Raw genomic sequence first — 26,386 nt, forward strand, 5'->3', positions numbered from 1 at the left:
GCCCCTGATGCCGGCTACCACGCAGTACGTGCTGTGATCGCGACACTTACTGCGTGGTAGCCCGCGGGGTAGGGGGCGCGAAGGGGGGAAGGGGAGGGGAGAGGGGTCAGTCGCCGAGGGCCTTGACGATCGTCATCGCCAGCGACACCCGCGCGTCGTCGCCGTCGGCCAGCGCCCAGGAGGCGTTGACGACCTCCCGCACGACCGACCAGTCCCGGGCGTCGTCCCAGGCGAGCGCGCCAGCCTCGCAGAGCACCTCGACCCGGCGCCGCAGCAGGTAGCGGAAGGCGGGCCCGGTGCCCATCTCCTCGGTCCTGTTCCACAGCATCGACGCGACCTCGAAGGCGGGATGCCCGGCCATCGGCTTCGGGTCGATGGCCACCCACTCCGTCCCGTCGGAGAGCACGTTGGCGTAGTGCAGGTCGCCGTGCACCAGCGTCGCGTCGCACGCCGGGTCGGCGACCAGCCGGGCCGCCAGCGACCGGGCCCGGGTCGCCAGCGCCCGCGGCAGCCGCGGGTGCAGGTCGGCCACCTGCTGCTCGGTCCACGCCGACAGCCGGGGCAGCTGCGGCAGCGCCGGGAGGTGCAGCTCCCGGTAGAGCCCGCCGACCACCCGGCACGCCTCCTCGTCCCACATCTCGCCGAGGTCCTCGATGGTCAGCCGCTCCAGCAGCAGCACCCAGCGGCCCGGGTCGGCGCGCAGCAGGCGCACCGCGCCACGACCGTCCCAGGCACGCAGCGCGAGGTGCTCGGCACGGGCCTCCGGGTGCGGCCAGACCACCTTCAGCGCGGCCGGCCCGACGTCGCCGCGCACCGGCACCACGAGCGCGGTCTGCCCCCACGCGGGGCTGCCGTCGACGCTCAGGCCCCACTCGTCGAGGATCCCGGCGAGCAGCCGGGGCAGCTCGGCCAGCCAGTCCGCGCCCGAGGGGCCACCCTCCGGATCGTGCCGCGAGATCTGCTCGGCGAAGGGGGAGGGGACCAGCGCCGCGGCCTCCTCGGCGCGCACGCTCAGACCTGCATGCCGGGCAGCACCTGGTCGTCCACGCCCCAGGTCCGGGCCCGCCGCTGCACGGTGGCCACCCAGCCGACGACCGCCGACGCGGACTCGCGCTCGGCGCTGAGCCGGGGCAGCAGCCGGACGTACCGGTCGCCCAGCCGGGTCAGGGTCTGCTGGGCCAGGCGGGTGGCCTCGGCGCGCCCGTCGACCGGGTCGACGTCGTAGCCCAGCGCGGTCGAGGTGCCGTCGTCGTCGGCGGCCTCGGCCTGCACCAGGACGAGGTCGGCGAGCACCCGCCGGGTGCTGCGGGTGCGCTCGCCCAGCGCCTCGCCGCCGCGGGCCTCGACGAGGGTCATCGCGTAGTCGGCGGCCTCGGTCGCGGCCAGCGCCTCGGCCGCCACCGCCGTGGCCCCGAAGCTGCCATCCGCCGGCGCGCTCCAGCTGCTCACCGGGATGTCCCCGTCGAGCATGCGGCCAGCCATGAGCGAGCCCATCAGCGTCAGCATCGACGCCGGGCACCCGCCGACCGCCGCCTCGTAGGCGATGACCTGCTCGCCGCGGGCGACCGGGACCGCGGTCCGCGCGGCGTCGAGGTCCTCGGCCGGCACGTCGGCCGAGGCCAGGGCCTCCTGCAGGGCATCGGCGCGCACCGCGTCGTGCTCCTGGTCGCCGGTGGCCAGCGCGGTGAGCACGGTCAGCAGCGCGGACTCCGCGGGGATCGGCTCCCGGCGGGGCACCAGCGGCACCTCCGGCGCATCGTCCTCGAGGCGGATGCCGCACCCGGTCAGGGCGAGCACGCCGAGGGCGAGACCGCCGCCGAGCACGGCGCGACGAGGATGAGGAGCAGGCACCCGCCGATCATGACACGGCGCGCGCGACCCTCCGAGCGCTGCTGGCCGAGGCCGGGTCTGGGCCGCGGGCGGCTACACTCTTGCCGCCCGGTGACCTTCGCACCGACCCAGAGAACTCCACACTTCAAGGACGACCATGAGCCTCGAGCAGGACCTCCGCACGCTGCTGTCGGAGTCGCTCGGAGCGGGCGTCGACGTCGACTCGGTGGTGGTCACTCCCGCCGGCCGGCGACGTGTGGCCCGGGTCGTCGTCGAGCGGCCGCTGCCCGAGGAGACCGGCGACAGCCCCGTCGAGCCGCTCACCCTCGACGAGATCGGCGAGATCACCCGCCAGGTCAGCGAGACCCTCGACGAGACCGACCTCATGGGCGCCCAGCCGTACACCCTCGAGGTCACCACGCCGGGCACCGACCGTCCGCTGACGACGCCGGCCCACTTCCGCCGCAACGTCTCCCGGCTGGTCACCCTCACCACCGCCGACGGCGAGGTCACCGGGAGGATCGTGTCCGTCTCCGGTGACGGCGTGAGCATCGAGACCCCGGCCACGAAGAAGGCCCCGGCCCAGCGGCGGGAGATCCCCTTCGCCGACATCACGAAGGGGGCGGTGCAGGTCGAGTTCAACCGCCCCACCGACCCGACGACGCAGGAGAGCTGAGACGTGGACATCGACATCCAGGCCCTGAAGATGCTCGAGCGCGAGCGCGAGATCCCCTTCGACGTGCTCGTCGAGGCGATCGAGGCGGCCCTGCTCGGCGCCTACCACCGCACCGAGGGCGCCTACCGCAACGCCCATGTGGAGCTGGACCGCAAGCAGGGGCACGTCGTCGTCTGGGCCCGTGAGGAGAGCGTCGTCGAGGAGCCCGACCCGGAGGGCGCCACGGACGAGGACGGTGAGCCGGTGGTCCGTCGCCGCCGCGAGCTCGGCCCGGAGTTCGACGACACCCCCAGCGGCTTCGGCCGGGTCGCCGCCTCCACCGCCCGCCAGGTGATCCATCAGCGGATGCGCGACCTCGAGGACGAGGCGGTGCTCGGCGACTTCCGCGGCAAGGAGGGCGACATCGTCGCCGGGGTCATCCAGCAGAGCCCCAACCCGCGGCACGTCACCGTCGACTTCGGCACCGTCGAGGGCATCCTGCCGCTGGCCGAGCAGGTCCCCGGGGAGCGCTACCCGCACGGCGAGCGGCTGCGCTGCTACGTGGTCAGCGCCCGCCGCGGCATGCGTGGCCCGGAGATCACGCTCTCGCGCACCCACCCCAACCTCGTGCGCAAGCTCTTCGCCCTGGAGGTCCCGGAGATCGCCGACGGCAGCGTGGAGATCGCCGCGCTGGCCCGCGAGGCCGGGCACCGCACCAAGATCGCGGTCCGCTCCACCGTCCCCGGGCTGGGCGCGAAGGGGGCCTGCATCGGCCCGATGGGTCAGCGGGTGCGCGCGGTGATGGAGCACCTGCAGGGGGAGAAGATCGACATCGTCGACCACTCCGAGGTGCCGCAGGAGTTCATCGCGGCGGCGCTCTCGCCGTCCAAGGTGCAGTCGGTGACCGTCACCGACCCCAAGCTGCGGGCCGCCCGCGTCGTCGTGCCCGACTACCAGCTCTCGCTGGCGATCGGCAAGGAGGGGCAGAACGCCCGCCTGGCCGCCAAGCTCACCGGCTGGCGCATCGACATCCGGCCCGACACCCCCGGCGAGGCGCCGGCCGGGTCCGGCGACCCCGCTGACCAGACGGGGTGAGCGAACAGTCCCGGTCAGGCGGTAGACTGGTGCAGCACGACCGGTCTGGACTCCAGGCGGCTGCACCGCACGCAGGTCCGATCAGGACCTGCATCGGGTGCCGCAGCCGGGATAGCCGGTCGGACCTGCTGCGGATCGTCGCGGTGACGGACGACGGTGGCGCCACCACCGCCGTGCCCGACCCGGGCGCTCGCCTGCCGGGGCGTGGAGCCTGGCTCCATCCCGACATCGGCTGCTTCGAGCTCGCGGTACGGCGACGGGCCTTCCCGCGCGCGCTGCGGCGCGAGCTGAGGTCGCTCGAGGCCGTCCGGGAGTGGCTGGAGACGCTGCGCAGCACGCACGACTGACGACCACCGGTCGTCATGACCGTCCGAACCAACACCGAGAGCGGGTTTGACGCTGATGAGCACCCGATGAGTACTCAGCGATGAGCACCCACCTGCACTGACGACGGTCCGCGCCCTTCTCTCACGGCACGGACCAGAGAAGGAGAAACGTGGCCAAGGTCCGTGTCCACGAGCTCGCCAAGGAGCTCGGGGTTTCCAGCAAGTCCCTGCTCGCCCACCTGGGCGACATGGGGGAGTTCGTGAAGTCGGCGAGCTCGACGATCGAGGCGCCCGTGGTGCGCCGCGTCAAGGACAACCCCCCGACGCCCGAGAAGGCGACGAAGAAGGCGGCCGCCAAGAAGCCCGCCACCCCCACCTCTGAGGCTCCGGCCCAGGCGAGCCCGACCCCGGGTCCCGCATCGGCCGCGCCCACCCCCGGTCCGACCCCGGCGAAGCCGGCCCCCGGCCCCCGGCCGGGTCCGGCCGCCCCGTCGGCCCAGCCCGCCGCGGCACCGGAGCCTGCTCCGGCGTCGGAGGCTCCGGCGACGCCGGCACCGGCAGTTGAGGCCCCCCAGGCCCCGGCCCCGGAGCGTCCGGCTGCCGCCGCCCCGAGCCAGGACGGCCCGACCCCGTCGGCGCCCACCCCGGCCGAGGCGTCCGCGCCGCGTCCGGCGGCCCCCAGCCCCGGCCCGAAGCCGGGCGGTGCCCGCCCGGGCCCGCGTCCGGGGAACAACCCCTTCGCCTCGAACCAGGGCATGGGCACCCGCCGCGAGGGCGGCGGGGGCGCCGGCCCGCGTCCGGGCAACAACCCCTACGCCTCCAACCAGGGCATGCCGCGTCCGGCCCGCCCGGGCGGTCAGCAGCGCTCCGGCGCCCCGGCCGCCCGTCAGGGTGGCGCGGCCGGCACCGGCGGCCCGCGTCCCTCGCCCGGCATGATGCCGGCGAACAGCGCGGTGGCCCGTCCCGGTGAGCGTCCCGGCGGCCGTGGTGGCCCCGGCGGCGGTCGCGGTCGTGGCCCGGCCGGCGGTCGTGGCCCCGGCGGCGGACCCGGTGGGTACCGCGGCGGCCCCGGCGGCCGTGGCGGCACCCAGGGTGCCTTCGGTCGTGGCGGCGGCAAGCGAAAGCAGCGCAAGAGCAAGCGCGCGAAGCGGGCCGAGTTCGAGCAGATGCAGGCGCCGTCGATCGGCGGCGTCGTCGTCCCCCGCGGCGACGGCTCCACCCCGGTGCGGGTCCGCCAGGGCGCCTCGCTGACCGACTTCGCCGAGAAGATCGACGCCAACCCGGCGTCGCTGGTCACCGTGCTCTTCAACCTCGGTGAGATGGCCACGGCCACGCAGAGCCTGGACGAGGACACCTTCGCCCTGCTCGGCGCCGAGCTCGGCTACGACATCAGCATGGTCTCCCCGGAGGAGGAGGAGCGCGAGCTCTTCGACTCCTTCAACATCGACCTGGACATCGGTGTCGAGGACGAGGACGAGGACGACCTGCAGGCGCGCCCGCCGGTGGTCACCGTCATGGGTCACGTCGACCACGGCAAGACCCGTCTGCTGGACGCGATCCGGCAGGCGGACGTGGCCGAGGGCGAGGCCGGCGGCATCACCCAGCACATCGGTGCCTACCAGATCCACCGTGAGCACGAGGGCCAGGACCGGGCGCTGACCTTCATCGACACCCCGGGTCACGAGGCGTTCACCGCCATGCGTGCCCGTGGTGCCAAGGTCACCGACATCGCGATCCTCGTGGTCGCGGCCGACGACGGCGTCATGCCGCAGACCATCGAGGCGCTCAACCACGCCCAGGCTGCGGACGTCCCGATCGTCGTCGCGGTCAACAAGGTCGACGTCGAGGGCGCGGACCCGAACAAGGTGCGCGGCCAGCTGACCGAGTACAACCTCATCGCCGAGGAGTTCGGCGGCGACACGATGTTCGTCGACGTCTCGGCCAAGCAGGGTCTGCACATCGACGACCTGCTCGAGGCGGTGCTGCTCACCGCGGACGCCGCCCTCGACCTGCGGGCCAACCCCGACCGGGACGCCCGCGGCGTCGCGATCGAGGCCAACCTCGACAAGGGCCGTGGCGCCACCGCCACCGTGCTCGTCCAGTCCGGCACGCTGCAGGTCGGTGACTCGATCGTCACCGGCTCGGCCTTCGGCCGCGTGCGCGCCATGCTCGACGAGAACGGTGACAACGTCGAGGAGGCCGGTCCCTCGCGGCCGGTGCAGGTGCTCGGTCTGTCCAGCGTGCCGCGCGCCGGCGACACCTTCGTCGCCGCGCCGGACGACCGGACCGCCCGGCAGATCGCCGAGAAGCGGGAGGCGGCCGACCGGCAGGCGTCGCTGGCCAAGGCCCGCAAGCGGATCAGCCTCGAGGACCTGGACAAGGTCATCGCCGAGGGCAAGATCGACACCCTCAACCTCATCCTCAAGGGTGACGTCTCGGGTTCGGTCGAGGCCCTGGAGGACGCGCTGCTGCAGATCGACGTCGGCGACGACGTGGACCTGCGGATCATCGACCGTGGTGTCGGCGCGATCACGCTGAACAACATCAACCTGGCGATGGCCTCCGACGCGATCATCATCGGCTTCAACGTGCGGGCCGAGGGGCAGAACGCCGAGGTGGCCGAGCGCGAGGGCGTGGAGATCCGGTACTACTCGGTGATCTACCAGGCCATCGAGGAGATCGAGCAGGCGCTCAAGGGCATGCTCAAGCCGGAGTACGAAGAGGTCGAGCTCGGCACCGCCGAGATCCGCGAGGTCTTCCGCTCCAGCAAGTTCGGCAACATCGCCGGCTCGATCGTGCGCAGCGGCGAGATCCGCCGCGGGGCACGGTCGCGGATCACCCGCGACGGGGTCGTCATCTCCGAGAACGTCGAGGTCGCCGGCCTGCGACGCTTCAAGGACGACGTCACCGAGGTTCGTGAGGGCTACGAGTGCGGTATCAACCTCGGCAGCTTCAACGACCTGCGCGAGGGTGACCTCATCGCCACCTACGAGATGCGCGAGAAGCCCCGGGTCTGACCCGCGGCGCTGACGACGACGGGCGGTCTCCCCTCCGGGAGGCCGCCCGTCGGCGCTGACGACGACGGGCGGGTCTCCCCTCCGGGAGGCCGCCCGTCGCGCTGTCCGGGCTCCGGGGGCCGGCGAAGGGGGAGTGCTCCCCGCCCGTCGTGGCAGGTCGCGGCAGCCGCGGCGGTTAGGGTTGCCCGGACCACGCACCTTCGCGATCTCAGGGGAACCACACGTGACCACGCCTCCTCCTCCGCCCGGAAGCGGCTCCGGCAGCAACCAGCCGTACGACCCGACCGGGTCCAGCCCGTACCCGTCCGGCTCCGGCTCGACCGGCGGCGCCGGCGACGCCGCCGGCTCGAACGACGGCAGCTCCAGCGGTGGCGGGTCGAGCGCCTACTCGCCCTCCGGTGACAGCGGCTCCTTGGCCAGCGATCCGTCGCCCTACGGCGGGCAGGGGCAGCCGGCCCAGGACCCGTACGGTGCGCAGCCCGGGCAGAGCCCGTACGGCTCGCCGCAGGGGCAGGACCCCTACGGTGCCCAGGGGCAGAACCCCTACGGCAGCCAGCCCGGCCAGGACCCCTACGGCCAGCAGGCCGCGCAGAGCCCCTACGCGGCCCAGGGGCAGAACCCCTACGGCGCTGCGCCCGCGCCGCAGCCGGGCTACGGGCAGCCGCCGGCCAACCAGGGGCAGGGGCGCACCCTGAGCATCATCGCGCTGGTCACCGGGATCCTCTCGATCCCGCTGGCGTGCTGCTACGGCGGCGGTGCGCTCATCGGTATCGCCGCGATCGTCACCGGATACCTCGGCAAGAAGCAGTCCGACGAGATCGGGGACAACCAGAGCAGCCAGTTCGGGCTGGTCGGCCTCGTCCTGGGCATCGTCTCGCTCGTCGTCGCGGTCGCCCTGTGGGTGCTCCTCGCCATCGGGCTGAGCATGGACGACACGTACAACTACTGATCGACGTCGCGGCGCCTGCGTGTGCCCCGGTCCCACGTGGGACCGGGGCACACGCGTCTTCGGGCGAGTCGTCCCATCGCGCCGGGGATGCCCGCTAGGGTTCCGTCCGACAGCCGCACCACCTACCTCAGGGGAATCACATGACCACGCCTCCTCCCGCCAGCCCGCCGCCCGCTCCGGGTCCGCCCCCCGGCGGCGCCGGACCCGTCGACCACCCGGACGGCACCAAGATCCTCGTCCTGGGGATCCTCGGCCTGGTCTGCTGCAGCTTCCTCGGCCCCTTCGCCTGGGTGATGGGCAACCGCGTCATGGCCGAGATCGACGCCTCTCCGGGTCGCTACAGCAACCGCCAGACCGTCAACATCGGGCGCATCCTCGGGATCATCGCCACCGTGCTGCTGGTCATCGGTGTCATCTTCGGCATCATCACGGCCGTGACCGGCGGCTTCTCCGCCGAGGTCAGCACCTGATCGACGGCTGACGAAGGAGAGCATCGATGAGCAGCGTCCCGCCGCCCCCGCCCGACGGGGCCCGTGAGCCCTTCGACCCGACCGGGTCGAGCCCCTACCCCTCCGAGAGCTCCGGCCGGAGCGAAGAGCCGGTGACGGGTTCCGACGACAACCTCGGTCGTGACGCGACGGCGCCGGAGAGCTCGCCGGCCTCGGAGGTCTCAGCCTCGGAGTCCTCAGCCTCGGAGCCCCCGGCCACGGAGTCCACGGTCCCTGGATCCACGGACGGAGGCGACCAGTCTCCCGGCAGCACCGCCGCAGGCGACGCCACGCCGCCGCCTGCCGCGCCCTACCCGGGCTACGGCTCGGCGCCGACGATGTCTCCCGGGTACGCGACCGGGGCCCAGGCCGAGCACCCCCAGGGCACCACGGTGCTGGTCCTGGGCATCCTCGGGCTGGTCTGCTGCAGCCTCCTGGCACCGGTCGCCTGGTACATGGGGCAGAAGACCCTCAACGAGATCGACGCCTCGCCGACGACGTACACCAACCGGCAGACGGTGAACATCGGTCGGATCCTCGGCATCATCGGCACCGTCCTGGTGATCGCCGTGGCTGTGCTCTACCTCTTCATCGGCGTCCTGGCCGTGGGTGTCTCCAGCAGCACCTGAGCCTGACGCAGTCTCGGCAGTCATCGGCCGGGGACGGGCAGCCGCCCGTCCCCGGCCGATCTGTCTCTCCCGCCTCCCTGCCCGTCCACCCCTTCGCCCTCCCTGTCCCGCAACTGCCCGGGCAAATCACTGACGGAGGCGCAACTGCCCGGGCAAATCACCGACGGTGGCGCAACTGCCCGGGCAAATCACTGACGGTGGCGCAACTGCCCGGGCAAATCACTGACGGAGGCGTAACTGCCCGGGCAAATTCGGTGGGTCGTGCGCAACTGCCCGGGCAGATCACTGACGGTGGCGTAACTGCCCGGGCAGATCACTGACGGTGGCGCAACTGCCCGGGCAGATCACTGACGGTGGCGCAACTGCCCGGGCAGATCACTGACGGTGGCGCAACTGCCCGGGCAGATCACTGACGGTGGCGCAACTGCCCGGGCAGATCACCGACGGTGGCGCAACTGCCCGGGCAGCTGCGGAGCTTCCGGGCGTGCGTCGGTGGCCGAGCGTGACCGCTGGTCGTGACCTACGGTGTGCCGCAACGGGTTCCCGCCTGGGGGCGGAGGGACCGGACCGCGACGAAGGGGAGATCCATGACCGCAGCAGGACCAGGGCCGCACGACGAAGGCACCCCTGGCGGACCGGGCGAGGGCTGGGTCGGCGCCGCGCCGCAGCGCAGCGAGCGGATCCCCGGCCACCCGCGCGGCTGGGCGCCCGGCGATCCGCCGGTGGAGCACCCCGAGGGCACCTCCACGCTCGTGCTGGGCATCCTCGGCCTGGTCTGCTGCTCTGTGTTCGGACCGCTGGCCTGGGCCCAGGGACGGATGGCCCTGCGGGAGATCGACGCCCACCCCGGCGCGTACACCAACCGGCAGACGATCAACGTCGGCCGGATCATCGGCATGGTGGTCACCTGCCTGCTCGGTGCTGTGGTGGGCGGCTACGCGATCTTCTCCGTCGTCATGATCATCGTCACCGGCTGACGGGTCCGAGGTGCCGGGTCGCGGCGCCGACGGATACCGTGTGGTCCCCGTCGTCCCGCAGGAGGTGCGCCATGGCTGACCCGGCCCGGGCCCGCAAGATCGCCGACCGCATCAAGGAGCTCATCGCCGCCAACCTCACCCAGGTGGTCAAGGACCCCGACCTGGGCTTCGTGACCATCACCGACGTGCGGGTCACCGGCGACCTGCAGCACGCCTCGGTCTTCTACACCGTCTTCGGCGACGACGACCAGCGCGAGCGCAGCACCGAGGTGATGAGCGCGCACACCAAGAAGCTGCGGGCCTTCGTCGGGCAGCGCCTCGGCATCCGGCTCACCCCGACGCTGGAGCTCATCCCCGACGCGCTGCCGGAGTCGGCCTCGCACATCGACGACCTGCTGCGCGACGCGCGCGCCCGCGACGAGGAGCTCGCCCGCGGGGCCGCCGGTGCCCGGCCGGCCGGAGAGGCCGACCCCTACCGGGCCCCGCGCGACGAGGCCACCGACGACGTCGACGCCCGGTGAGCGGCCGCGTCGGCCTCGTCGTCGTCGACAAGCCCGCCGGCTGGACCAGCCACGACGTCGTCGGCCGCTGCCGGCGCCTCTACGGCACCCGCAAGGTCGGGCACGCCGGGACCCTCGACCCGATGGCCACCGGTGTCCTCGTGCTCGGCGTCGGGCGGGCCACCCGGCTGCTCACCTTCCTCGTCGGCTGCGACAAGGCCTACGACGCGACGATCCGGCTCGGGCAGACCAGCCTCACCGACGACGCCGAAGGGGAGATCACCGCCCGCACCGACCCCGCCGCCCTGGCCGCGGCCGACGAGGAGAGTCTCACCTCGGCGGTCGCCGGGCTCACCGGCGAGATCTCCCAGGTGCCCAGCGCGGTGAGCGCCATCAAGATCAAGGGGGAGCGCTCCTACGCCCGGGTCCGGGCCGGCGAGGACGTCGAGCTGGCGGCCCGACCGGTCAGCGTGCACCGCTTCGACGTCCACGACCAGCGCCGCGCCGAGGCCGACGACGGCACCCCGGTGCTCGACCTCGACGTCACCGTCGAGGTCTCCTCCGGCACCTACGTGCGCGCCGTGGCCCGCGACCTCGGCGCCGCCCTCGGGACCGGCGGCCACCTCACCGCGCTGCGGCGCACCCGGGTGGGTGGACTGACCCTCGACGTCGCGCAGCCGCTGACTCACCTGAGCGAGCTCGTCGAGCGCGGCGAGCAGCCGCCGCTGGTGCCCCTCGGCGAGGCCGCCGCGGCCGCCCTGACCACGCGGGAGATCACCGACGAGCAGGCCCGGGCGCTCGGCTACGGCCAGCGCATCGAGAGCGCCGAGCCGGGCCGCGAGGAGCCGGTGGCGGCGCTCACCGCGGACGGCACCCTGGTCGCCGTCCTCGACGAGACGCGCCGCCAGGCCCGTCCCCACGTCGTCTTCGCGCCGGCGAGTTCGTAGAGTGCTCCCCGTGCACCGTTGGAGCGACCCGGACGCGACCCCCGCGCAGCTACGTCCCTGCGTCGCCACCTTCGGCAACTTCGACGGGGTGCACCGCGGGCACCGGGCGATCCTCGCGGCGCTCGCCGAGACCGCCGAGCGGCACGCGCTGCCGCAGGTGGCGGTGACCTTCGACCCGCACCCGGTGCAGGTGCTGCACCCCGAGCGGGCGCCGCGGCTCATCTCCCCGGGCGAGCTGCGGGACGAGCTGCTCGCCGACGCCGGCCTCGACGGCCTGCTCGTGCTGCCCTTCACCACCGACTTCGCGCAGACCGAGGCCGACGACTTCGTCGTGGACACCTTCGTCACCGGCCTGGGGATCCGCGCCCTGGTCGTCGGCGCGGACACCAAGGGGTACGGCCGCGGCTACACCGGGGACGTCGCCCTGCTCCAGCAGCTGGGGGAGCGGCACGGCTTCGAGGTGGTCGTCGTCGCCGACCAGGGAGAGCAGGGCCGCTGGTCCTCCTCGCAGGTGCGCGAGCTGCTCGGGACGGGCGACGTGGCCGCCGCGGCCACCGTCCTCGGGCGCGATCACCGGGTCGTCGGCACCGTCGTGCACGGCCACCACCGCGGGCGCGAGCTGGGCTACCCGACCGCCAACCTCGGCCCGGACAGCCTCGGCCTCATCCCCGAGGACGGGGTCTACGCCGGCTGGCTGGTGCGCCTCGACCTGCCCGAGGGGGCCCCCGACCGGCGCCTGCCGGCGGCGGTCTCGGTGGGCACCAACCCCACCTTCGAGGGCAGCACCGCCCGGGTCGTCGAGGCCTACGTCCTGGACCGGACCGACCTCGACCTCTACCACGAACGGGTGGCCGTCGACTTCGTCGAGCACATCCGCCCCACCCTGCGCTTCGAGTCCGTCGACGAGCTGCTCGTCGCGATGGCCGATGACGTCCAGCGGACCCGGGCTGCGCTCGGCGCCCGCTGAGCGGGCCCTGCCCCGACCCCGACCGCGGCGTCGGGGCCTGGACTGGGCGACCCTGGCCCGGGCCGACCTCGTCCTCGTCGCCACCGCGCTCGCCGCCTCCGCGCTGGGCGCCGTGCTGGTGCACTCGGCCACCCGCGCCGAGGCCGGCGACGCCTACCTCGTGCGGCACCTGATCAACCTCGCCGTCGGCGTGCTCATCGCCCTGGTCGTGCTGCGCCTCGACCGGTCCGCGCTGCGCACCCTGGCGCCGCTGCTCTACGCGGCCGGGGTGGTCGGCCTCGTGCTCGTGCTCACCCCGGTGGGCTCGATGATCAACGGCTCCCGCTCCTGGATCCAGCTGCCCGGCGGCTTCTCGATCCAGCCCAGCGAGCTGGCGAAGGTGGCGCTGTGCGTCGCCCTGCCGATGCTGCTGGCCCCGGCCGCGGAGCGGCGCCAACGGCCCAGCCCCCGGGAGATCCTGCTGGCCGGGGTGCTCACCGCGATCCCGGTCGGCCTCGTCATGCTGCAGCCCGACCTCGGCTCCGCCCTGGTCCTGGTGGCCCTGGCCCTGGGCGTGCTCGTCGTCTCCGGGGCGGCCTGGCCGTGGCTGCTCGGCATCCTCGTCGCCGGCGCCGGGTGCGTGCTGGCCGCCTTCACCACCCCGCTGCTCAGCGGCTACCAGCGCGACCGGCTCACCGCCTTCCTCGACCCGGGCGCCGACCCGCTGGGGATCGGCTACCAGACTCAGCAGGTGCGCGCGGCGATCGCCTCGGGCGGCTGGTCCGGGCAGGGGCTGTACGCCGGCGAACGCACCCAGGCGGGGGTGATCCCCTTCCAGGAGACCGACTTCGTCTACTCGGTGGCCGGGGAGGAGCTGGGGTTCCTCGGGGCCGCCTTCGTCGTCGTCCTGCTCGGGCTGCTCGTCGCCCGGGTGGCCCTGGCCGGGATGCGCACCCCGGACGCCTTCGCCCGGCTGGTCTGCTGGGGGGTGGCGACGTGGTTCGCGGCCCAGGCCGTGGAGAACATCGGGATGAACCTCGGGGTGCTGCCGGTGACCGGGCTGCCGCTGCCCTTCGTCTCCTACGGCGGGTCCTCGATGTTCGCCTGCTGGATCGCCGTCGCGCTGGTCCTGGTGAGCACCACCGAGCCCTATCGCCGACGCCGGGCCGCGGCGGCAGGCAACAGCCCGATCACTGTGTGGGAGAGGGGCTGACATCGGGCGACGGACGTGTAAGGGTTCGCCCCAGCCGGTGTCGACGAGGACACCGCCCGATGCCAGGAGAGATCGTGACCGCGCCCACCCGCGTCAACCTTCCCGCCGACGAGCCCTACGACGAGCAGGTGCTGGCCGACCCGGCGCAGAGCGTCGCCCACCTGCTGCGTGACCGCGTCGCCGCCACCCCGGGCAACCGGGCCTTCAGCTATCCCGACCAGGGCGGCTGGACCGAGCTGACCTGGGCCCAGACGGGGGAGCGGGTCGCCCGCATCGCGGCCGGCCTGGTCGACCTCGGCGTGCAGCCCGAGGAGCGGGTGGCCATCGCCTCCAGCACGCGCATCGAGTGGGTGCTCGCCGACCTCGCGGTGATGGCCGCCGGCGCGGCGACGACGACGATCTACCCGACGACCATCGCCGGCGACGTCGCCTACATCCTCGACGACTCCGGGTCGGTCGCGGTCATCGCCGAGGACGCCGCTCAGGTCGCCAAGCTGCGCGAGGTCCGTGACGAGATCCCCGGGGTGCGCTCGGTGGTCGTCGTCGACCCGGCCGGCGCCGACCTCGACGACTGGGTGCTCAGCCTGGAGGACCTCGAGGCCCGCGGCAGCGCTTTGCTGGAGCGCGAGCCCGGCGCGGTCGACGAGCGCACCGACGCCATCACCCCCGACCAGCTGGCCACGATCATCTACACCTCGGGCACCACCGGCCGGCCGAAGGGGGTGCGCCTGCTGCACAGCACGTGGACCTACCAGGCGGCCTCGCAGATGTCGATGTCGATGCTCACCGTCGACGACGTGCAGTACCTGTGGCTGCCGCTGGCCCACGTCTTCGGCAAGCAGCTGGTCATTATCAGCGTGGCCAGCGGTATGACCACCGCCGTGGACGGCCGGGTGGACGCCATCGTGGAGAACCTCGGGGTGGTCCGCCCCACCTTCATGGCGGCGGCGCCGCGGATCTTCGAGAAGGTCTACGCCCGGGTCAGCCTCGGCATGGAGGCCGAGGGCGGGCTCAAGCTCAAGCTCTTCCGCTGGGCCAGCGCGCTGGGCCGGGAGAAGGCGGCCGCCGACGAGGAGGGCCGGGAGCTGCCACTGGCCAAGAAGCTGCAGATGGGCGTGGCCGACAAGCTCGTGCTCAGCAAGGTGCGGGAGCGCTTCGGCGGCCGGATCCGGTTCTTCATCTCAGGGTCGGCGGCGCTGAACACCGACGTCGCCCAGTGGTTCAACGGCGCCGGGCTGACCATCCTCGAGGGCTACGGCCTCACCGAGACCAGCGCGGCGACCACGGTCAACCGGCCCTACGCCAACCGCATCGGCGCCGTCGGCTGGCCGGTCAAGGGCACCGAGGTGAAGATCGCCGAGGACGGCGAGGTGCTGGTGCGCGGCCCGGGCGTCATGCAGGGCTACCACAACAAGCCCGAGGCGACCGCCGAGGTGCTCACCGAGGACGGCTGGTTCCACAGCGGCGACATCGGCGAGATCGACGACCGCGGGTTCGTGCGGATCACCGACCGCAAGAAGGACCTCTTCAAGACGAGCAACGGCAAGTACGTCGCGCCGAGCCTCATCGAGAGCACCTTCAAGGGGATGTGCCCCTACGTCGGGCAGCTGCTCGTGCACGGCGAGTCGCGCAGCTTCGTCACCGCGCTGGTCACCCTCGACCCGGAGGCGATCCAGCCGTGGGCCGAGGCGAACGGGCTGGAGGGCAAGAGCTACGAGGAGATCGTCGCCTCGCCGCAGGCCCGGGACATGGTCCAGTCCTACATCGACGAGCTCAACGCGGGCCTGAACCGGTGGGAGCAGATCAAGCGCTTCCACATCCTCGGGCGCGACCTCAGCGTCGAGGAGGGCGAGCTCACCCCGAGCCTGAAGCTGCGTCGCAAGGCGGTCGCGGAGAAGTTCGCCGGGGACATCGACGAGATGTACGTCGGCTGACCCTCCCGCTCCCTTCGCCCGCCCGCCCACCCCTTCCGAGCCCACTGACGCGAGCTACCACGCAGTAAGTGCTGTGATCACAGCACCTACTGCGTGGTAGCCGGGGGCGTAGGGCGAGGCGAAGGGGGTGGGTGCGGGGTCGTGGTGGGCTTGGGGCCCGGACGCGCGCTCGCCTACCCTGGGTGCCCATGCCCGGTGAGTCGATCTTCCCCGCGCTCGAGCCGCTGCTGGAGCAGGTGAGCAAGCCCATCCAGTACGTCGGCGGCGAGCTCAACTCGACGATCAAGGACTGGGACTGCGGCGGCCACGGCCCCGACGGCGAGGACCTCACCGTGCGCTGGGCGCTGATGTACCCGGACGCCTACGAGGTCGGCCTGCCCAACCAGGGCGTGATGATCCTCTACGAGGTGCTCAACGAGCGCGAGGACGCCCTCGCCGAGCGCACCTACGCGGTGTGGCCGGACATGGAGGAGCTGATGCGCGCCCAGGGCGTGCCGCAGTTCACCGTCGACAACCACCGCCCGGTCGGCGACTTCGACGTCCTCGGGGTCTCCTTCTCCACCGAGCTCGGCTACACCAACCTGCTCACCGCGCTCGACCTCGCCGGCATCCCGCTGCACGCCGCCGACCGCGACGAGAGCCACCCGGTGGTGCTCATCGGCGGGCACGCCGCCTTCAACCCTGAGCCGGTCGCCGACTTCATCGACGCCGCCGTCGTCGGTGACGGCGAGGAGGCGGTGCTCGCGGCCACCGACATCATCACCGCGTGGAAGGGCGCCGGCCGCCCCGGCGGTCGCGACGGCCTGCTACGCACCCTCGCCGAGACCGGCGGTGTCTACGTGCCCGGCCTCTTCGCCGTCGAGTACCTGCCCGACGGTCGGATCCGTCGGGTCGCGCCGAACGCCTCCGGCATCCCGTGGCGGGTCGACAAGCACACCGTCATGGACCTCGACGCCTGGCCGTACCCGAAGCAGCCGCTGGTGCCGCTGGCCGAGTCCGTGCACGAGCGGATGAGCGTCGAGATCTTCCGTGGCTGCACCCGCGGCTGCCGCTTCTGCCAGGCCGGGATGATCACCCGCCCGGTCCGTGAGCGCTCGATCACCGGGATCGGCGAGATGGTCGAGAAGGGGTTGGCCGCCACCGGCTTCGAGGAGGTCGGCCTGCTCTCGCTGAGCTCGGCGGACCACTCCGAGATCGGCGACGTGGCGAAGGGGTTGGCCGACCGCTACGAGGGCACCAACACCGGGCTGTCGCTGCCGAGCACCCGGGTGGACGCCTTCAACATCGACCTGGCCAACGAGCTGACCCGCAACGGCCGCCGGTCCGGGCTCACCTTCGCCCCCGAGGGCGGCAGCGAGCGGATCCGCAAGGTGATCAACAAGATGGTCACCGAGGAGGACCTCATCCGCACCGTCTCGGCCGCGTACGGCGCCGGCTGGCGGCAGGTGAAGCTCTACTTCATGTGCGGGCTGCCGACCGAGACCGACGAGGACGTGCTGCAGATCGCCGAGGTCGCCAAGCGGGTCATCGAGACCGGCCGGCAGGTGGCCGGGCACAACGACATCCGGTGCACCGTGAGCATCGGCGGCTTCGTGCCCAAGCCGCACACCCCCTTCCAGTGGGCCGCCCAGCTTGGCGCCGCGGAGACCGACGCCCGGCTGGGCAAGCTGCGCGAGGCGATCCGCTCGGACAAGCGCTACGGCCGCTCGATCGGCTTCCGGTACCACGACGGCAAGCCGGGCGTCGTCGAGGGGCTGCTCTCCCGCGGCGACCGCCGGGTCGGCCGGGTGATCGAGCAGGTCTGGCGCGACGGCGGCCGCTTCGACGGCTGGAGCGAGCACTTCTCCTACGAGCGGTGGATGGCTGCCGCGGAGCGCGGCTTCGAGGGCTCGGGCGTCGACGTCGGCTGGTACACCACCCGCGAGCGCGAGGAGAGCGAGGTCCTGCCCTGGGACCACATCGACTCCGGGCTCGACAAGGAGTGGCTCTGGCAGGACTGGCTCGACGCGCTCGACGAGACCGAGGTCGAGGACTGCCGGTGGACGCCGTGCTTCGACTGCGGGGTCTGCCCGCAGATGGGCACCGACATCGAGATCGGCCCGACCGGCAAGACGCTGCTGCCGCTGACCGTGCTGGGCGCGGGCAAGGAGTTGATGGTCCGGCGGGGGTGACGCGGGCGGCCCTCGAGGCGAGGGCAGCCCGACCCTGGTCAGCCAGCCCTATGGGGGCGTCCCGTCGCAGGTCTCGGCCGCGCGGAAGCTGATCGACGACGGTTCGCTGCGGTAGGTCGTGCCGGAGTCAGTCGTCCGATACACCACCTGCACGGCGTCGAAGGACGCCTCGCCCTGCGACCTCGTACGCAGATGGAGCGCCAGGGCGGGCTCATCAGCATCGTCCGAGACGGTCGAGGCCGGCTCGAGCGTCGCGCCAGGGATCGGGATCAGCGCACGCCGGGTCTGCGGGCTGACCCCCTCTCCGGGCCACCCGTCGAGGACGCCCATCTCCCCGCGGGCTGCCTCGGGAAGGACGAAGGCATCCGCCAGCCTCACGTGACGAGCGCCGAGGAGCCGGACCGAGACGACCTCGACCTCGTGGTTGCTGGTGTTGCTGATCGGCTCGATCGCGTAGCTGTGATCCGTCGATCCGGTCGGTACACACACCTCGCCACCCCCGGAGGAGGTGGACAGTCGGAGATGTTCGCCTGTCGGAGAGGCTTCGGGCTGAGGGGGAGAGGTAGTGGTGCAGCCAGCGACAGTCGCTGAACCTGCCACCGCCACCACGAGTAGAGCACGGAGGTGCACCATTCCTACGTCGTCCGTACGACGATGCGCTGCGGATAGTTGCCGGGATAGTTGTTGGTGCCACACAGTCTCACAGACCATCGATTGACATTGAAGTAGATCCGCGCCTTGGTTGTGTAGCCTGTTTCCGCGCTCAGGTTGACGCCAATTGGGCCACCCAGGTCAGCTCCGTAGTAGTTTCTCCAGGCGCGATTGCGGTTGAGTGTGAAACTAGAACCTTTTCTGTAGGGCTCGCACTTCCAGGCAGCAGGAGTTGCGGATGGCCTAATGTACGTCGCTCCGCCGCGGAAGGTCCCGGCCACGGCCCGATAAGTGCGACTGGCCAGCTGATGCTGGGTGCGGGTGCAGTCTCGACGGTACATGTTGTATTGCCAGTACGAGTAGTTGTGCTGATTCGACGTCCCAGAGGGGTACTTGGTCGTGGTGCTGCGGCTCCGGACAGCCTCCCCTGAGGTTCGGAAGGTACCGAACTTGCCCGTGGCCGAGACGCCAACGCCGAGGCGACTCGAGGCGCCAGTCTCCATGGTCGCAGTAGTTCGTGCTCCGGCACTCGTGGCGTAGTGCCCTGCGGTGAAGACTTTCCGCCGTCCCAGGGTTCGGATATACCGATCTCTGCAACTGGCTGCCGCAGTCGCGCTCCCTGAGGCGACGCGCTGGTCGTGGGACCTCGGCGCGGGGACGTGCATGAGGGGGACTTCTTCTGGCAGACCGTCCTGAGTGGCAGACGCCGAGGCGGATCGAGCAACGTTGTCTGCGCCGGGGGCCGTCACTTTCCTGGCGGCTCCGGCTGAGACCTGATCCATGATCAGGGTCCGACGCAGCGCGGGAGACTCCTTGGATCCGATGTCAACCACAACGTCGATAGGCTCAGCGTCCCCATTCTGTGTGGGGATGAGAACCACTGTGTTGACGAGGCCGTCGGGATTGGCATCCTTGGCAAGGTGCCCCAGGTCAGGGGAAGGAATCTTGTACGAACCGTTGCGGTCGATGGTGGCACTGGCAACACTGCTCCAAGTGCGTCCATCAGGTCCTGCGGCAAGAAGGTGTGCCGTGGCGCCTGGCTGCGCCTCGGCTGACCCTGTGACGATAACTGGTGTCGTGGGCGCAGCGGCAGGGGGGATGGCTCTTGCTGGAGTCGCTACCGACAAGGTGATCGCGGTGGCGGATGTAATAGCGAAAACTAGTTGTGACGCTGAATGGCGCATTCCCAATCCTTCCAATCTTCGGTTGTTGGCAGCAAAATAGCGCAACCGAGAGAGCATGTCGCGCCAGAACGATGTTCCGGGACCCGTCGATACGAGCCGCCGTGGGGATGCTCTCCAAACCGAGCGGCGGTGGTCGTGCAACTGCTGGCTCGTGAGTAGTGCCGGGGACTGCGCCAGAGCCGTACCCCCGGAACCGGGCGGGCAGCAGACGGGAGAGGATGGGGGCATGACCGCGCCCGCAGCCACGCCCGACGGGGAGGTCGGTGCCGCCGACCTCGTCGCGGCGCTGCGCCGAGCCGGCCTGGGCGACGTCCGCGACGACGACCTCAGCCGCGGTATCTACGCCGCCGACGCCTCGATCTACCGCGTCCCCCCGCGCGCGGTCGTCCTGCCCCGGGACACCGACGAGATCGCCGCGGCCCTCGCCGTCTGCCGCGACCTCGGGGTGCCCCTGACCGCTCGCGGCGCCGGCACCTCCTGCGCCGGCAACGCCATCGGCCCCGGCGTCGTCCTCGACACCTCCCGCTACCTCGACCAGGTGCTCGAGGTCGACCGGGAGAGCGGCACCGCCCTGGTCCAGCCGGGCACCGTGCACGCCACCCTGCAGCGCGCCGCGCAGGCCGAGGGGCTGCGGTTCGGACCCGACCCCTCCAGCCACACCCGCTGCGTCATCGGCGGGATGATCGGCAACAACGCCTGCGGCAACCGCGCCCTGGGCTACGGCCGCACCAGCGACAACGTCACCGCGATGAACCTGCTCACCGCCGACGGCGGCGCGCTGCAGGCGACCACCGGCGTGCCGGGCGTCCCCGGCGCCGCGGGAGCGCCGATCCTGGTCGGCGACGACGCGCTGGTGCAGCGGCTCACCGACCTCACCGACGCCCACCTGGCCGACATCCGCACCCACCTGGGCACCTTCGGCCGGCAGGTCTCCGGCTACGCCCTGGAGCACCTGCTGCCCGAGCGCGGCCGCGACGTCGGCCGGATGCTCGTCGGCTCCGAGGGCACCCTCGCGGTGGTGACGCAGGCCCGGGTCCGGCTGGTCACCGACCCGCCGGCCACCTGCCTGGTCGCGCTCGGCTTCGCCGACATCTACGCCGCCGGGGACGTCGCCGCCAGCCTCAAGGACCTCGGAGCCGTCGCCGCCGAGGGCATCGACTCCCGGATCGTCGGGGTCACCCGGCGCCGCCGCGGCCCGGCCCACGTCCCCGAGCTGCCCGGCGGCCAGGCCTGGCTCTTCGTCGAGGTCACCGGCGAGGACGCCGCCGCGGCCCGCGCCGCCGCCGAACGGGTCCGCCAGCAGGTCCCGGCGCTGGACGCCCGGGTGGTCACCGACCCGGTCGAGGCCCGGGCGCTGTGGCGGATCCGCGAGGACGGCGCCGGGCTCGCCGGGCGCAGCCCCCGGGACCGGCCGGCGCACGCCGGGTGGGAGGACGCCGCCGTGCCGCCGGCACGGATGGGCGACTACCTGCGCGACTTCGACGCCCTGCTGGCCGAGCACGACGTCACCGGGCTGCCCTACGGCCACTTCGCCGACGGCTGCCTGCACATCCGCCTCGACCTCGACCTGGACACCCCCGGCGCCGAAGGGCGCTACCGCGCCTTCGTCGAGGACGCCGCCGACCTCGTCGCCCGGCACGGCGGCTCCCTCTCCGGAGAGCACGGCGACGGCCGTGCCCGCAGCGCGCTGCTGCCGCGGATGTACCCGCAGCAGATCATCGACCTCTTCGCCCTGGTCAAGCGCGCCTTCGACCCCGACGGCCTGCTCAACCCCGGCGTGCTCGTCGACCCCGCCCCGGCCGAGGCCGACCTGCGCATCCCACGGGCGCGGCGGGTCACCACCAGCCTGCCGCTGGCCTTCTCCTACCCCGAGGACGACGGCAACCTCACCCAGGCGGTGCACCGCTGCACCGGCGTCGGCAAGTGCCGCGCCGCGGGTACCTCCAGCACCGTCATGTGCCCGAGCTACCTGGCGACGAAGGAGGAGAAGGACTCCACCCGCGGCCGGGCCCGGGCGCTGCAGGAGATGCTCGACGGCGGCACCGTCGGCGGCGGCTGGCGCGACCCGGCGGTGCACGAGGCGCTCGACCTGTGCCTGTCCTGCAAGGGCTGCGCCAGCGACTGCCCGACCGGCATCGACATGGCCACCTACAAGTCCGAGGTGCTGCACCAGAGCTACCGCGGGCGGCTGCGCCCGCGCAGCCACTACACCCTGGGCCGGCTGCCGCAGATGGCCCGGCTCGCCTCGCGGGCGCCTCGCCTGGTCAACGCCCTGACCTCGCTGCCCGGCGTCAAGCGGCTGACCCTGCCGCTCGGCGGCGTCGACCCGCGCCGCAGCATCCCCGCCTTCGCCCGGCAGACCTTCCGATCCTGGGCCACCGACGAGGGGCTGGTCCGCCCGGTCGCGCAGATGGCGCAGGTCGAGGGGGCGGTGGCGCTCTTCGTCGACTCCTTCACCGACAGCTTCTCGCCGCAGGTCGGCCACGCCGCCGTGTCCGTGCTGCGGCAGGCGGGGCTGACCCCCTTCGTCCCGCCGGAACGGCTCTGCTGCGGGCTCACCTTCATCTCCACCGGCCAGCTGGACGCCGCCGGGCGCACCCTCACCGAGGCGGCCGAGGTGCTGGCCCCGGTCGTCGACGCCGGCATCCCGGTCCTCGGGCTGGAGCCCAGCTGCACCGCGGCGCTGCGCCACGACCTGCCGCGCCTGGTGCCCGGCGAGGCCGCGCAGCGGGTGGCCTCCGGGGTGCGCACCCTCGCCGAGCTGCTCACCGCGCTGCCCGGCTGGACCCCGCCGGACCTGACCGGCACCACCGTCGTCGCGCAGCCGCACTGCCACCAGCACGCGGTGATGAGCTTCGCCGCCGACGAGCAGCTGCTGCGCGCCACCGGCGCCGAGGTCACCCGGATCGGCGGGTGCTGCGGGCTGGCCGGCAACTTCGGCGTCGAGCTCGGCCACTACGAGGTGAGCGTCGAGGTCGCCCGCCAGCAGCTGCTGCCGGCGATCGAGGCGATGCCGACGGGGGCGGTGCTGCTGGCCGACGGCTTCTCCTGCCAGACCCAGGTCGCCGATCTCACCGAGACCCGGGCGATCCACCTCGCCGAGCTGCTCGCCGACGCCTGATCCGACCCACGGACGACGCCGCCTACGCTGGTGCCCCATGGCCAGGCAGCGCACCCCCGACGGACCCCCACCGCCGCCACCGGTGCAGAAGCTGCGGGTGCAGTACGCGCGCCGCGGCCGGCTCCGCTTCTCCAGCACCCGCGACTTCGCCCGCGCCCTGGAGCGGGCGCTGCGCCGCTCCGGGGTGCCGATGGCCTTCTCCGCCGGCTTCCACCCGCACCCCAAGATCTCCTACGCCAACGGTGCCCCGACCGGCACCGCCAGCGAGGCCGAGTACTTCGAGATCTCGGTGACCGAGCAGGTCGACCCCGAGGCCGTGGCCAGGGCGCTGGACGCGGCGCTCCCGGACGGGATCGACGTGGTCACCGTCGTCGAGGCCCGCCCCGGGGCGCTGGCGGACCGTCTCGAGGCCAGCGCGTGGCGGCTGCGCTTCGACGGCGTCACGCCGGCCGAGCTGCAGACGGCCCTGGACGCCTTCCTCGCCGAGGAGACCGTCGAGGTCAGCCGCATGTTCAAGCGCGGGCCGCGCACCTTCGACGCCCGGCAGCCGGTGGCGCGGGCGGGTATCGCCCCGGCCGAGGACCCCTCGTGTGCGATACTCGAGATGGTCGTGCGGCACACCACACCTGCCGTACGCCCCGACGATGTCGTCAGCGCGATCACCGCTGTCAGCACGTTCGCACCGCCTCGGGCGCCGATGGTGACCCGGCTGGCGCAAGGGACGTGGCACAGCGACACCGCGACGATCGGCGACCCGCTCGCCGGCGACTGACCGACCTCGGCGGCCCGGAGGCTGACGCGCCCGGCGCGAACCCCTCACCGGGCAGCACGGACTTTGCTCGCGGCCCAGGAGGCCGCACAGCCGCACCGGCGGCCGGGCGACGCCCCCGAGAGGGCGTGGTGTGGGGTACCGGCGCGGTGCACGGAAGGTGCCAGATGGCTCCGAACGACGAGAACACCAGCAACGAACCGGGCACCGAGACCCCGCAGGCGGCAGCCGCCCCCGGTCTCGGCCTCCTCTTCCAGGCCCCGGAGCCGGTCGCCGCACCGCCGCGCCGCGCTCCCAAGGACGACGCTCCCGATCCGCAGGACCGGGACGACGAGCCCTCCTCGCGTGGCGAGCAGGACGACGACGGCGACGGGCAGGGCGGCGGACGCCGCCGCCGCCGCGGCGGGCGCGGCCGCAACAGGGGCGACGACGACGGTGGTCGCGACGACGGCGACCAGGACTCCGGCCAGGACCAGGGCGCTCGCGGCGGCTCGGCCAAGGGCGGTTCCGGCAAGGGCGCCTCGGGCAAGGGCGGTTCCGGCAAGGGCGGCTCTGCCCAGGACGCTGAGGAGGACAAGGGCGCGGACAGCTCGGGGTCCTCCAAGGGCGGTTCCGGCAAGGGCGGCAAGGGCAAGAAGAAGTCCGGTCAGGGATCCGGGGGCGGCGCGGCCGACCAGGGCTCCGCGGCGGACGACGCCGGCGACAGCGGCGACGACCAGCCCGCCGACGAGCAGGGCTCCGACTCCGGCGACGACGGGGACGGCGAGGGCGGCAGCCGCCGGCGTCGCCGGCGCCGCCGCGGCGGCGGTGGCGGTGGTGGCGGGCAGGACGACCCGCCCGGCACCGTGACCAAGGTCCGCGAGGGCCGCAAGGAGCGCGACGAGCCCAAGGCGATCAAGGGCAGCACCCGGCTGGAGGCGAAGAAGCAGCGTCGCCGCGAGGGTCGTGAGGCCGGGCGCCGGCGCACGATCATCACCGAGGCCGAGTTCCTCGCCCGGCGGGAGAGCGTCGAGCGGGTCATGGTGGTCCGCCAGCAGGAGGAGCGCACCCAGATCGGGGTGCTCGAGGACGACATCCTCGTCGAGCACTACGTCTCCCGGGAGACGACCTCGACCATGGTCGGCAACGTCTACCTCGGCCGGGTGCAGAACGTCCTGCCCAGCATGGAGGCCGCCTTCGTCGACATCGGCAAGGGCCGCAACGCGGTGCTCTACGCCGGTGAGGTGAACTGGGAGGCCCAGGGCGTCGGCAACGGCCAGGCCCGGCGCATCGAGAACGCGCTCAGCTCCGGCGACTCCGTCCTGGTCCAGGTGACCAAGGACCCGATCGGGCACAAGGGCGCCCGCCTGACCAGCCAGATCTCGCTGCCGGGCCGCTACCTCGTCTACGTGCCCGAGGGCAGCATGACCGGCATCTCCCGCAAGCTCCCGGACACCGAGCGGGCCCGGCTGAAGTCGATCCTCAAGGAGGTCGTCCCGGACAGCGCCGGGGTGATCGTGCGCACCGCCGCAGAGGGGGCCTCCGAGGAAGAGCTGCGCCGCGACGTCCAGCGCCTCACCAGCGCCTGGGACAAGCTCAGCGCGAAGGCGGAGCAGAAGAAGGAGAAGAAGGCCAGCGCCGGCGGGGCCCCGACCCTGCTGCACGCCGAGCCGGACATGACCGTCCGGGTCATCCGCGACATCTTCAACGAGGACTTCGCCTCCATGGTGGTCCAGGGCGAGACCGCCTGGCAGCAGATCAAGAGCTACGTCGGCGAGGTCGCGCCCGACCTGGCCGACCGGATCAGCCGGTTCACCGGCGAGGGCGACGTCTTCGCCGAGCACCGGATCGACGAGGCGATCGCCAAGGCGATGGACCGCAAGGTGTGGCTGCCCTCCGGCGGCTCCCTGGTCATCGACCGGACCGAGGCGATGACGGTCGTCGACGTCAACACCGGCAAGTTCACCGGCTCCGGGGGCAACCTCGAGGAGACGGTCACCAAGAACAACCTCGAGGCCGCCGAGGAGATCGTCCGCCAGCTGCGGCTGCGCGACATCGGCGGGATCATCGTCGTCGACTTCATCGACATGGTGCTGGAGTCCAACCGCGACCTCGTCGTGCGCCGTCTGCTGGAGTGCCTGGGCCGGGACCGGACCAAGCACCAGGTCGCCGAGGTCACCTCGCTCGGCCTGGTGCAGATGACCCGCAAGCGGGTCGGCTCCGGGCTCATCGAGGTCTTCTCCGAGCCGTGCGAGCACTGCGGCGGACGCGGCATCGTCGTGCACTCCGAGCCCGTCGAGCACCACCACTCCGGTGGTGGCAACGGCGGCAACGGTGGCGGCAGCAACAGCGGCGGCGGCCGGGGTCGAGGCGGCCGCAAGGGCGGCAGGAGCAAGGGCAACGACCAGGCCGAGGCGCCCGAGCCGAACGGCCCGAGCGCCGCCCAGATCGCCGCCGCGGCGCACGCCGCCGCGGTCAAGAGCATCGCCGGCGAGTCCAGCGAGGACGATGTCGCCGAGCTGCCCGCGGTGGCCGAGATCGACGGCGACGAGGACACCGCGGCGACCAGCGAGGTCGAGTCCCCGCAGGAGGAGACCGTCGCCGACGAGATCGCCTCGGACTCCGGCGAGGTCGACCTGGCGCCCGAGGACGCCGACGACGAGCCGGTGACCGCCGGCCAGGACGAGCAGCGGTCCGAGGAGCCGGCGGCGGCCGCGCAGCCCACCGCCGAGACGTCGCGGGCCCCCGAGCCCGCGTCGGCGCCGCGGCGTCGGGGAGGTCGCCGCGGCGCCTCCAGCTCGGGGACCGCGGTCTCGCTGCAGCCGGTCGACCTCACCGCCAGCACCTCCGGCGGTCAGACCCTGACCACCGTGGCCGCCGAGAGCGGCGACGCCGCCACGGCGCCCACCGCCGACCCCGAGCCGAGCGCGCCGGCCCGCCGCAAGCGCAAGCGGGTCACCGCCCAGGCCGGCCCGCCGAAGGCGGACGAGACCGACCAGGGCTGA

20 protein-coding genes are annotated in these 26,386 nt (G+C 72.8%); 17 read left to right on the forward strand and 3 right to left on the reverse strand.

Annotation, left to right across the window (positions count from 1 at the left end; translation table 11 throughout):
• Window positions 1–106: 106 nt before the first annotated feature.
• Entirely contained in the window at window positions 107–1,009 is a 903-nt protein-coding gene (locus tag BJY28_RS10600; RefSeq protein ID WP_343037060.1) for an aminoglycoside phosphotransferase family protein, read from the reverse strand.
• Between the two features lie 2 nt (window positions 1,010–1,011).
• Window positions 1,012–1,851: a hypothetical protein gene (locus BJY28_RS10605; protein ID WP_179462986.1), complete on the reverse strand. Its 840-nt coding sequence runs from the start codon at window positions 1,849–1,851 to the stop codon at window positions 1,012–1,014.
• 136 nt (window positions 1,852–1,987) lie between these two features.
• Here BJY28_RS10605 and rimP point away from each other — a divergent pair, with 136 nt between their 5' ends.
• The 14 genes from rimP (at window position 1,988) to BJY28_RS10675 (ending at window position 17,677) form a co-directional block, all read left to right on the forward strand.
• On the forward strand, window positions 1,988–2,506 hold the full coding sequence (rimP, locus tag BJY28_RS10610) for a ribosome maturation factor RimP (RefSeq protein ID WP_179462987.1): 519 nt from the start codon (window positions 1,988–1,990) through the stop codon (window positions 2,504–2,506).
• A gap of 3 nt (window positions 2,507–2,509) precedes the next feature.
• Window positions 2,510–3,580, forward strand: coding sequence for a transcription termination factor NusA (gene nusA / locus BJY28_RS10615; RefSeq protein ID WP_179462988.1), 1,071 nt, complete (start codon window positions 2,510–2,512; stop codon window positions 3,578–3,580).
• A 29-nt stretch (window positions 3,581–3,609) separates the two neighbouring features.
• Window positions 3,610–3,927, forward strand: a complete 318-nt coding sequence (locus tag BJY28_RS10620; protein ID WP_343037061.1) for a YlxR family protein — start codon at window positions 3,610–3,612, stop codon at window positions 3,925–3,927.
• Between the two features lie 149 nt (window positions 3,928–4,076).
• Entirely contained in the window at window positions 4,077–6,923 is a 2,847-nt protein-coding gene (gene infB / locus BJY28_RS10625) for a translation initiation factor IF-2 (protein WP_179462989.1), read from the forward strand.
• Window positions 6,924–7,146: 223 nt separating this feature from the next.
• The gene (locus BJY28_RS10630; protein WP_179462990.1) at window positions 7,147–7,872 is read left to right on the forward strand and encodes a DUF4190 domain-containing protein; all 726 of its coding nucleotides are present in this window, start codon (window positions 7,147–7,149) and stop codon (window positions 7,870–7,872) included.
• Between the two features lie 140 nt (window positions 7,873–8,012).
• On the forward strand, window positions 8,013–8,342 hold the full coding sequence (locus tag BJY28_RS10635; protein WP_179462991.1) for a DUF4190 domain-containing protein: 330 nt from the start codon (window positions 8,013–8,015) through the stop codon (window positions 8,340–8,342).
• A gap of 26 nt (window positions 8,343–8,368) precedes the next feature.
• On the forward strand, window positions 8,369–8,989 hold the full coding sequence (locus BJY28_RS15870) for a DUF4190 domain-containing protein (protein WP_218875294.1): 621 nt from the start codon (window positions 8,369–8,371) through the stop codon (window positions 8,987–8,989).
• Between the two features lie 587 nt (window positions 8,990–9,576).
• The gene (locus BJY28_RS10645; protein ID WP_179462992.1) at window positions 9,577–9,966 is read left to right on the forward strand and encodes a hypothetical protein; all 390 of its coding nucleotides are present in this window, start codon (window positions 9,577–9,579) and stop codon (window positions 9,964–9,966) included.
• A gap of 71 nt (window positions 9,967–10,037) precedes the next feature.
• Complete coding sequence (rbfA, locus tag BJY28_RS10650) at window positions 10,038–10,487, forward strand: 30S ribosome-binding factor RbfA (RefSeq protein ID WP_179462993.1); 450 nt, start codon at window positions 10,038–10,040, stop codon at window positions 10,485–10,487.
• On the forward strand, window positions 10,484–11,413 hold the full coding sequence (gene truB / locus BJY28_RS10655; RefSeq protein WP_179462994.1) for a tRNA pseudouridine(55) synthase TruB: 930 nt from the start codon (window positions 10,484–10,486) through the stop codon (window positions 11,411–11,413). Before rbfA ends, truB begins: the two co-directional genes overlap by 4 nt.
• A 10-nt stretch (window positions 11,414–11,423) precedes the next feature.
• Window positions 11,424–12,380 (forward strand): bifunctional riboflavin kinase/FAD synthetase, encoded by a 957-nt coding sequence (locus BJY28_RS10660; protein WP_179462995.1) that lies wholly within the window; start codon window positions 11,424–11,426, stop codon window positions 12,378–12,380.
• Window positions 12,340–13,572 carry an FtsW/RodA/SpoVE family cell cycle protein gene (locus BJY28_RS10665; RefSeq protein ID WP_179462996.1) on the forward strand — a complete coding sequence of 411 codons (1,233 nt, stop codon included), beginning with the start codon at window positions 12,340–12,342 and terminating at the stop codon, window positions 13,570–13,572. Before BJY28_RS10660 ends, BJY28_RS10665 begins: the two co-directional genes overlap by 41 nt.
• Window positions 13,573–13,646: 74 nt before the next feature.
• Entirely contained in the window at window positions 13,647–15,506 is a 1,860-nt protein-coding gene (locus BJY28_RS10670) for an AMP-dependent synthetase/ligase (protein ID WP_343037062.1), read from the forward strand.
• A gap of 188 nt (window positions 15,507–15,694) precedes the next feature.
• Window positions 15,695–17,677, forward strand: coding sequence for a TIGR03960 family B12-binding radical SAM protein (locus BJY28_RS10675; RefSeq protein WP_179462998.1), 1,983 nt, complete (start codon window positions 15,695–15,697; stop codon window positions 17,675–17,677).
• Between the two features lie 48 nt (window positions 17,678–17,725).
• On the opposite strand, the gene BJY28_RS10680 is transcribed toward BJY28_RS10675, so the two are convergent.
• On the reverse strand, window positions 17,726–18,166 hold the full coding sequence (locus tag BJY28_RS10680) for a hypothetical protein (RefSeq protein ID WP_179462999.1): 441 nt from the start codon (window positions 18,164–18,166) through the stop codon (window positions 17,726–17,728).
• Window positions 18,167–19,738: 1,572 nt separating this feature from the next.
• Between BJY28_RS10680 and BJY28_RS10685 the strand changes: the two genes are divergently transcribed.
• The 3 genes from BJY28_RS10685 (at window position 19,739) to BJY28_RS10695 (ending at window position 26,386) form a co-directional block, all read left to right on the forward strand.
• Entirely contained in the window at window positions 19,739–22,633 is a 2,895-nt protein-coding gene (locus BJY28_RS10685) for an FAD-binding and (Fe-S)-binding domain-containing protein (RefSeq protein WP_179463000.1), read from the forward strand.
• 37 nt (window positions 22,634–22,670) lie between these two features.
• Complete coding sequence (locus BJY28_RS10690) at window positions 22,671–23,405, forward strand: TIGR03936 family radical SAM-associated protein (protein ID WP_179463001.1); 735 nt, start codon at window positions 22,671–22,673, stop codon at window positions 23,403–23,405.
• A 164-nt stretch (window positions 23,406–23,569) separates the two neighbouring features.
• Window positions 23,570–26,386, forward strand: a complete 2,817-nt coding sequence (locus BJY28_RS10695) for an Rne/Rng family ribonuclease (protein WP_179463002.1) — start codon at window positions 23,570–23,572, stop codon at window positions 26,384–26,386.

Source organism: Janibacter alkaliphilus (assembly GCF_013408565.1).
GTDB classification, from domain to species: domain Bacteria; phylum Actinomycetota; class Actinomycetes; order Actinomycetales; family Dermatophilaceae; genus Janibacter; species Janibacter alkaliphilus.

What these genes read in the sequence shown, in the direction of transcription:
- rimP (WP_179462987.1), top strand. Translation starts at nt 1,988, where the DNA reads ATGAGCCTCGAGCAGGACCTCCGCACGCTGCTGTCGGAGTCGCTCGGA.
- BJY28_RS10635 (WP_179462991.1), top strand. Translation starts at nt 8,013, where the DNA reads ATGACCACGCCTCCTCCCGCCAGCCCGCCGCCCGCTCCGGGTCCGCCC.
- BJY28_RS15870 (WP_218875294.1), top strand. Translation starts at nt 8,369, where the DNA reads ATGAGCAGCGTCCCGCCGCCCCCGCCCGACGGGGCCCGTGAGCCCTTC.
- BJY28_RS10645 (WP_179462992.1), top strand. Translation starts at nt 9,577, where the DNA reads ATGACCGCAGCAGGACCAGGGCCGCACGACGAAGGCACCCCTGGCGGA.
- rbfA (WP_179462993.1), top strand. Translation starts at nt 10,038, where the DNA reads ATGGCTGACCCGGCCCGGGCCCGCAAGATCGCCGACCGCATCAAGGAG.
- BJY28_RS10665 (WP_179462996.1), top strand. Translation starts at nt 12,340, where the DNA reads ATGACGTCCAGCGGACCCGGGCTGCGCTCGGCGCCCGCTGAGCGGGCC.
- BJY28_RS10675 (WP_179462998.1), top strand. Translation starts at nt 15,695, where the DNA reads ATGCCCGGTGAGTCGATCTTCCCCGCGCTCGAGCCGCTGCTGGAGCAG.
- BJY28_RS10685 (WP_179463000.1), top strand. Translation starts at nt 19,739, where the DNA reads ATGACCGCGCCCGCAGCCACGCCCGACGGGGAGGTCGGTGCCGCCGAC.
- BJY28_RS10690 (WP_179463001.1), top strand. Translation starts at nt 22,671, where the DNA reads ATGGCCAGGCAGCGCACCCCCGACGGACCCCCACCGCCGCCACCGGTG.
- BJY28_RS10695 (WP_179463002.1), top strand. Translation starts at nt 23,570, where the DNA reads ATGGCTCCGAACGACGAGAACACCAGCAACGAACCGGGCACCGAGACC.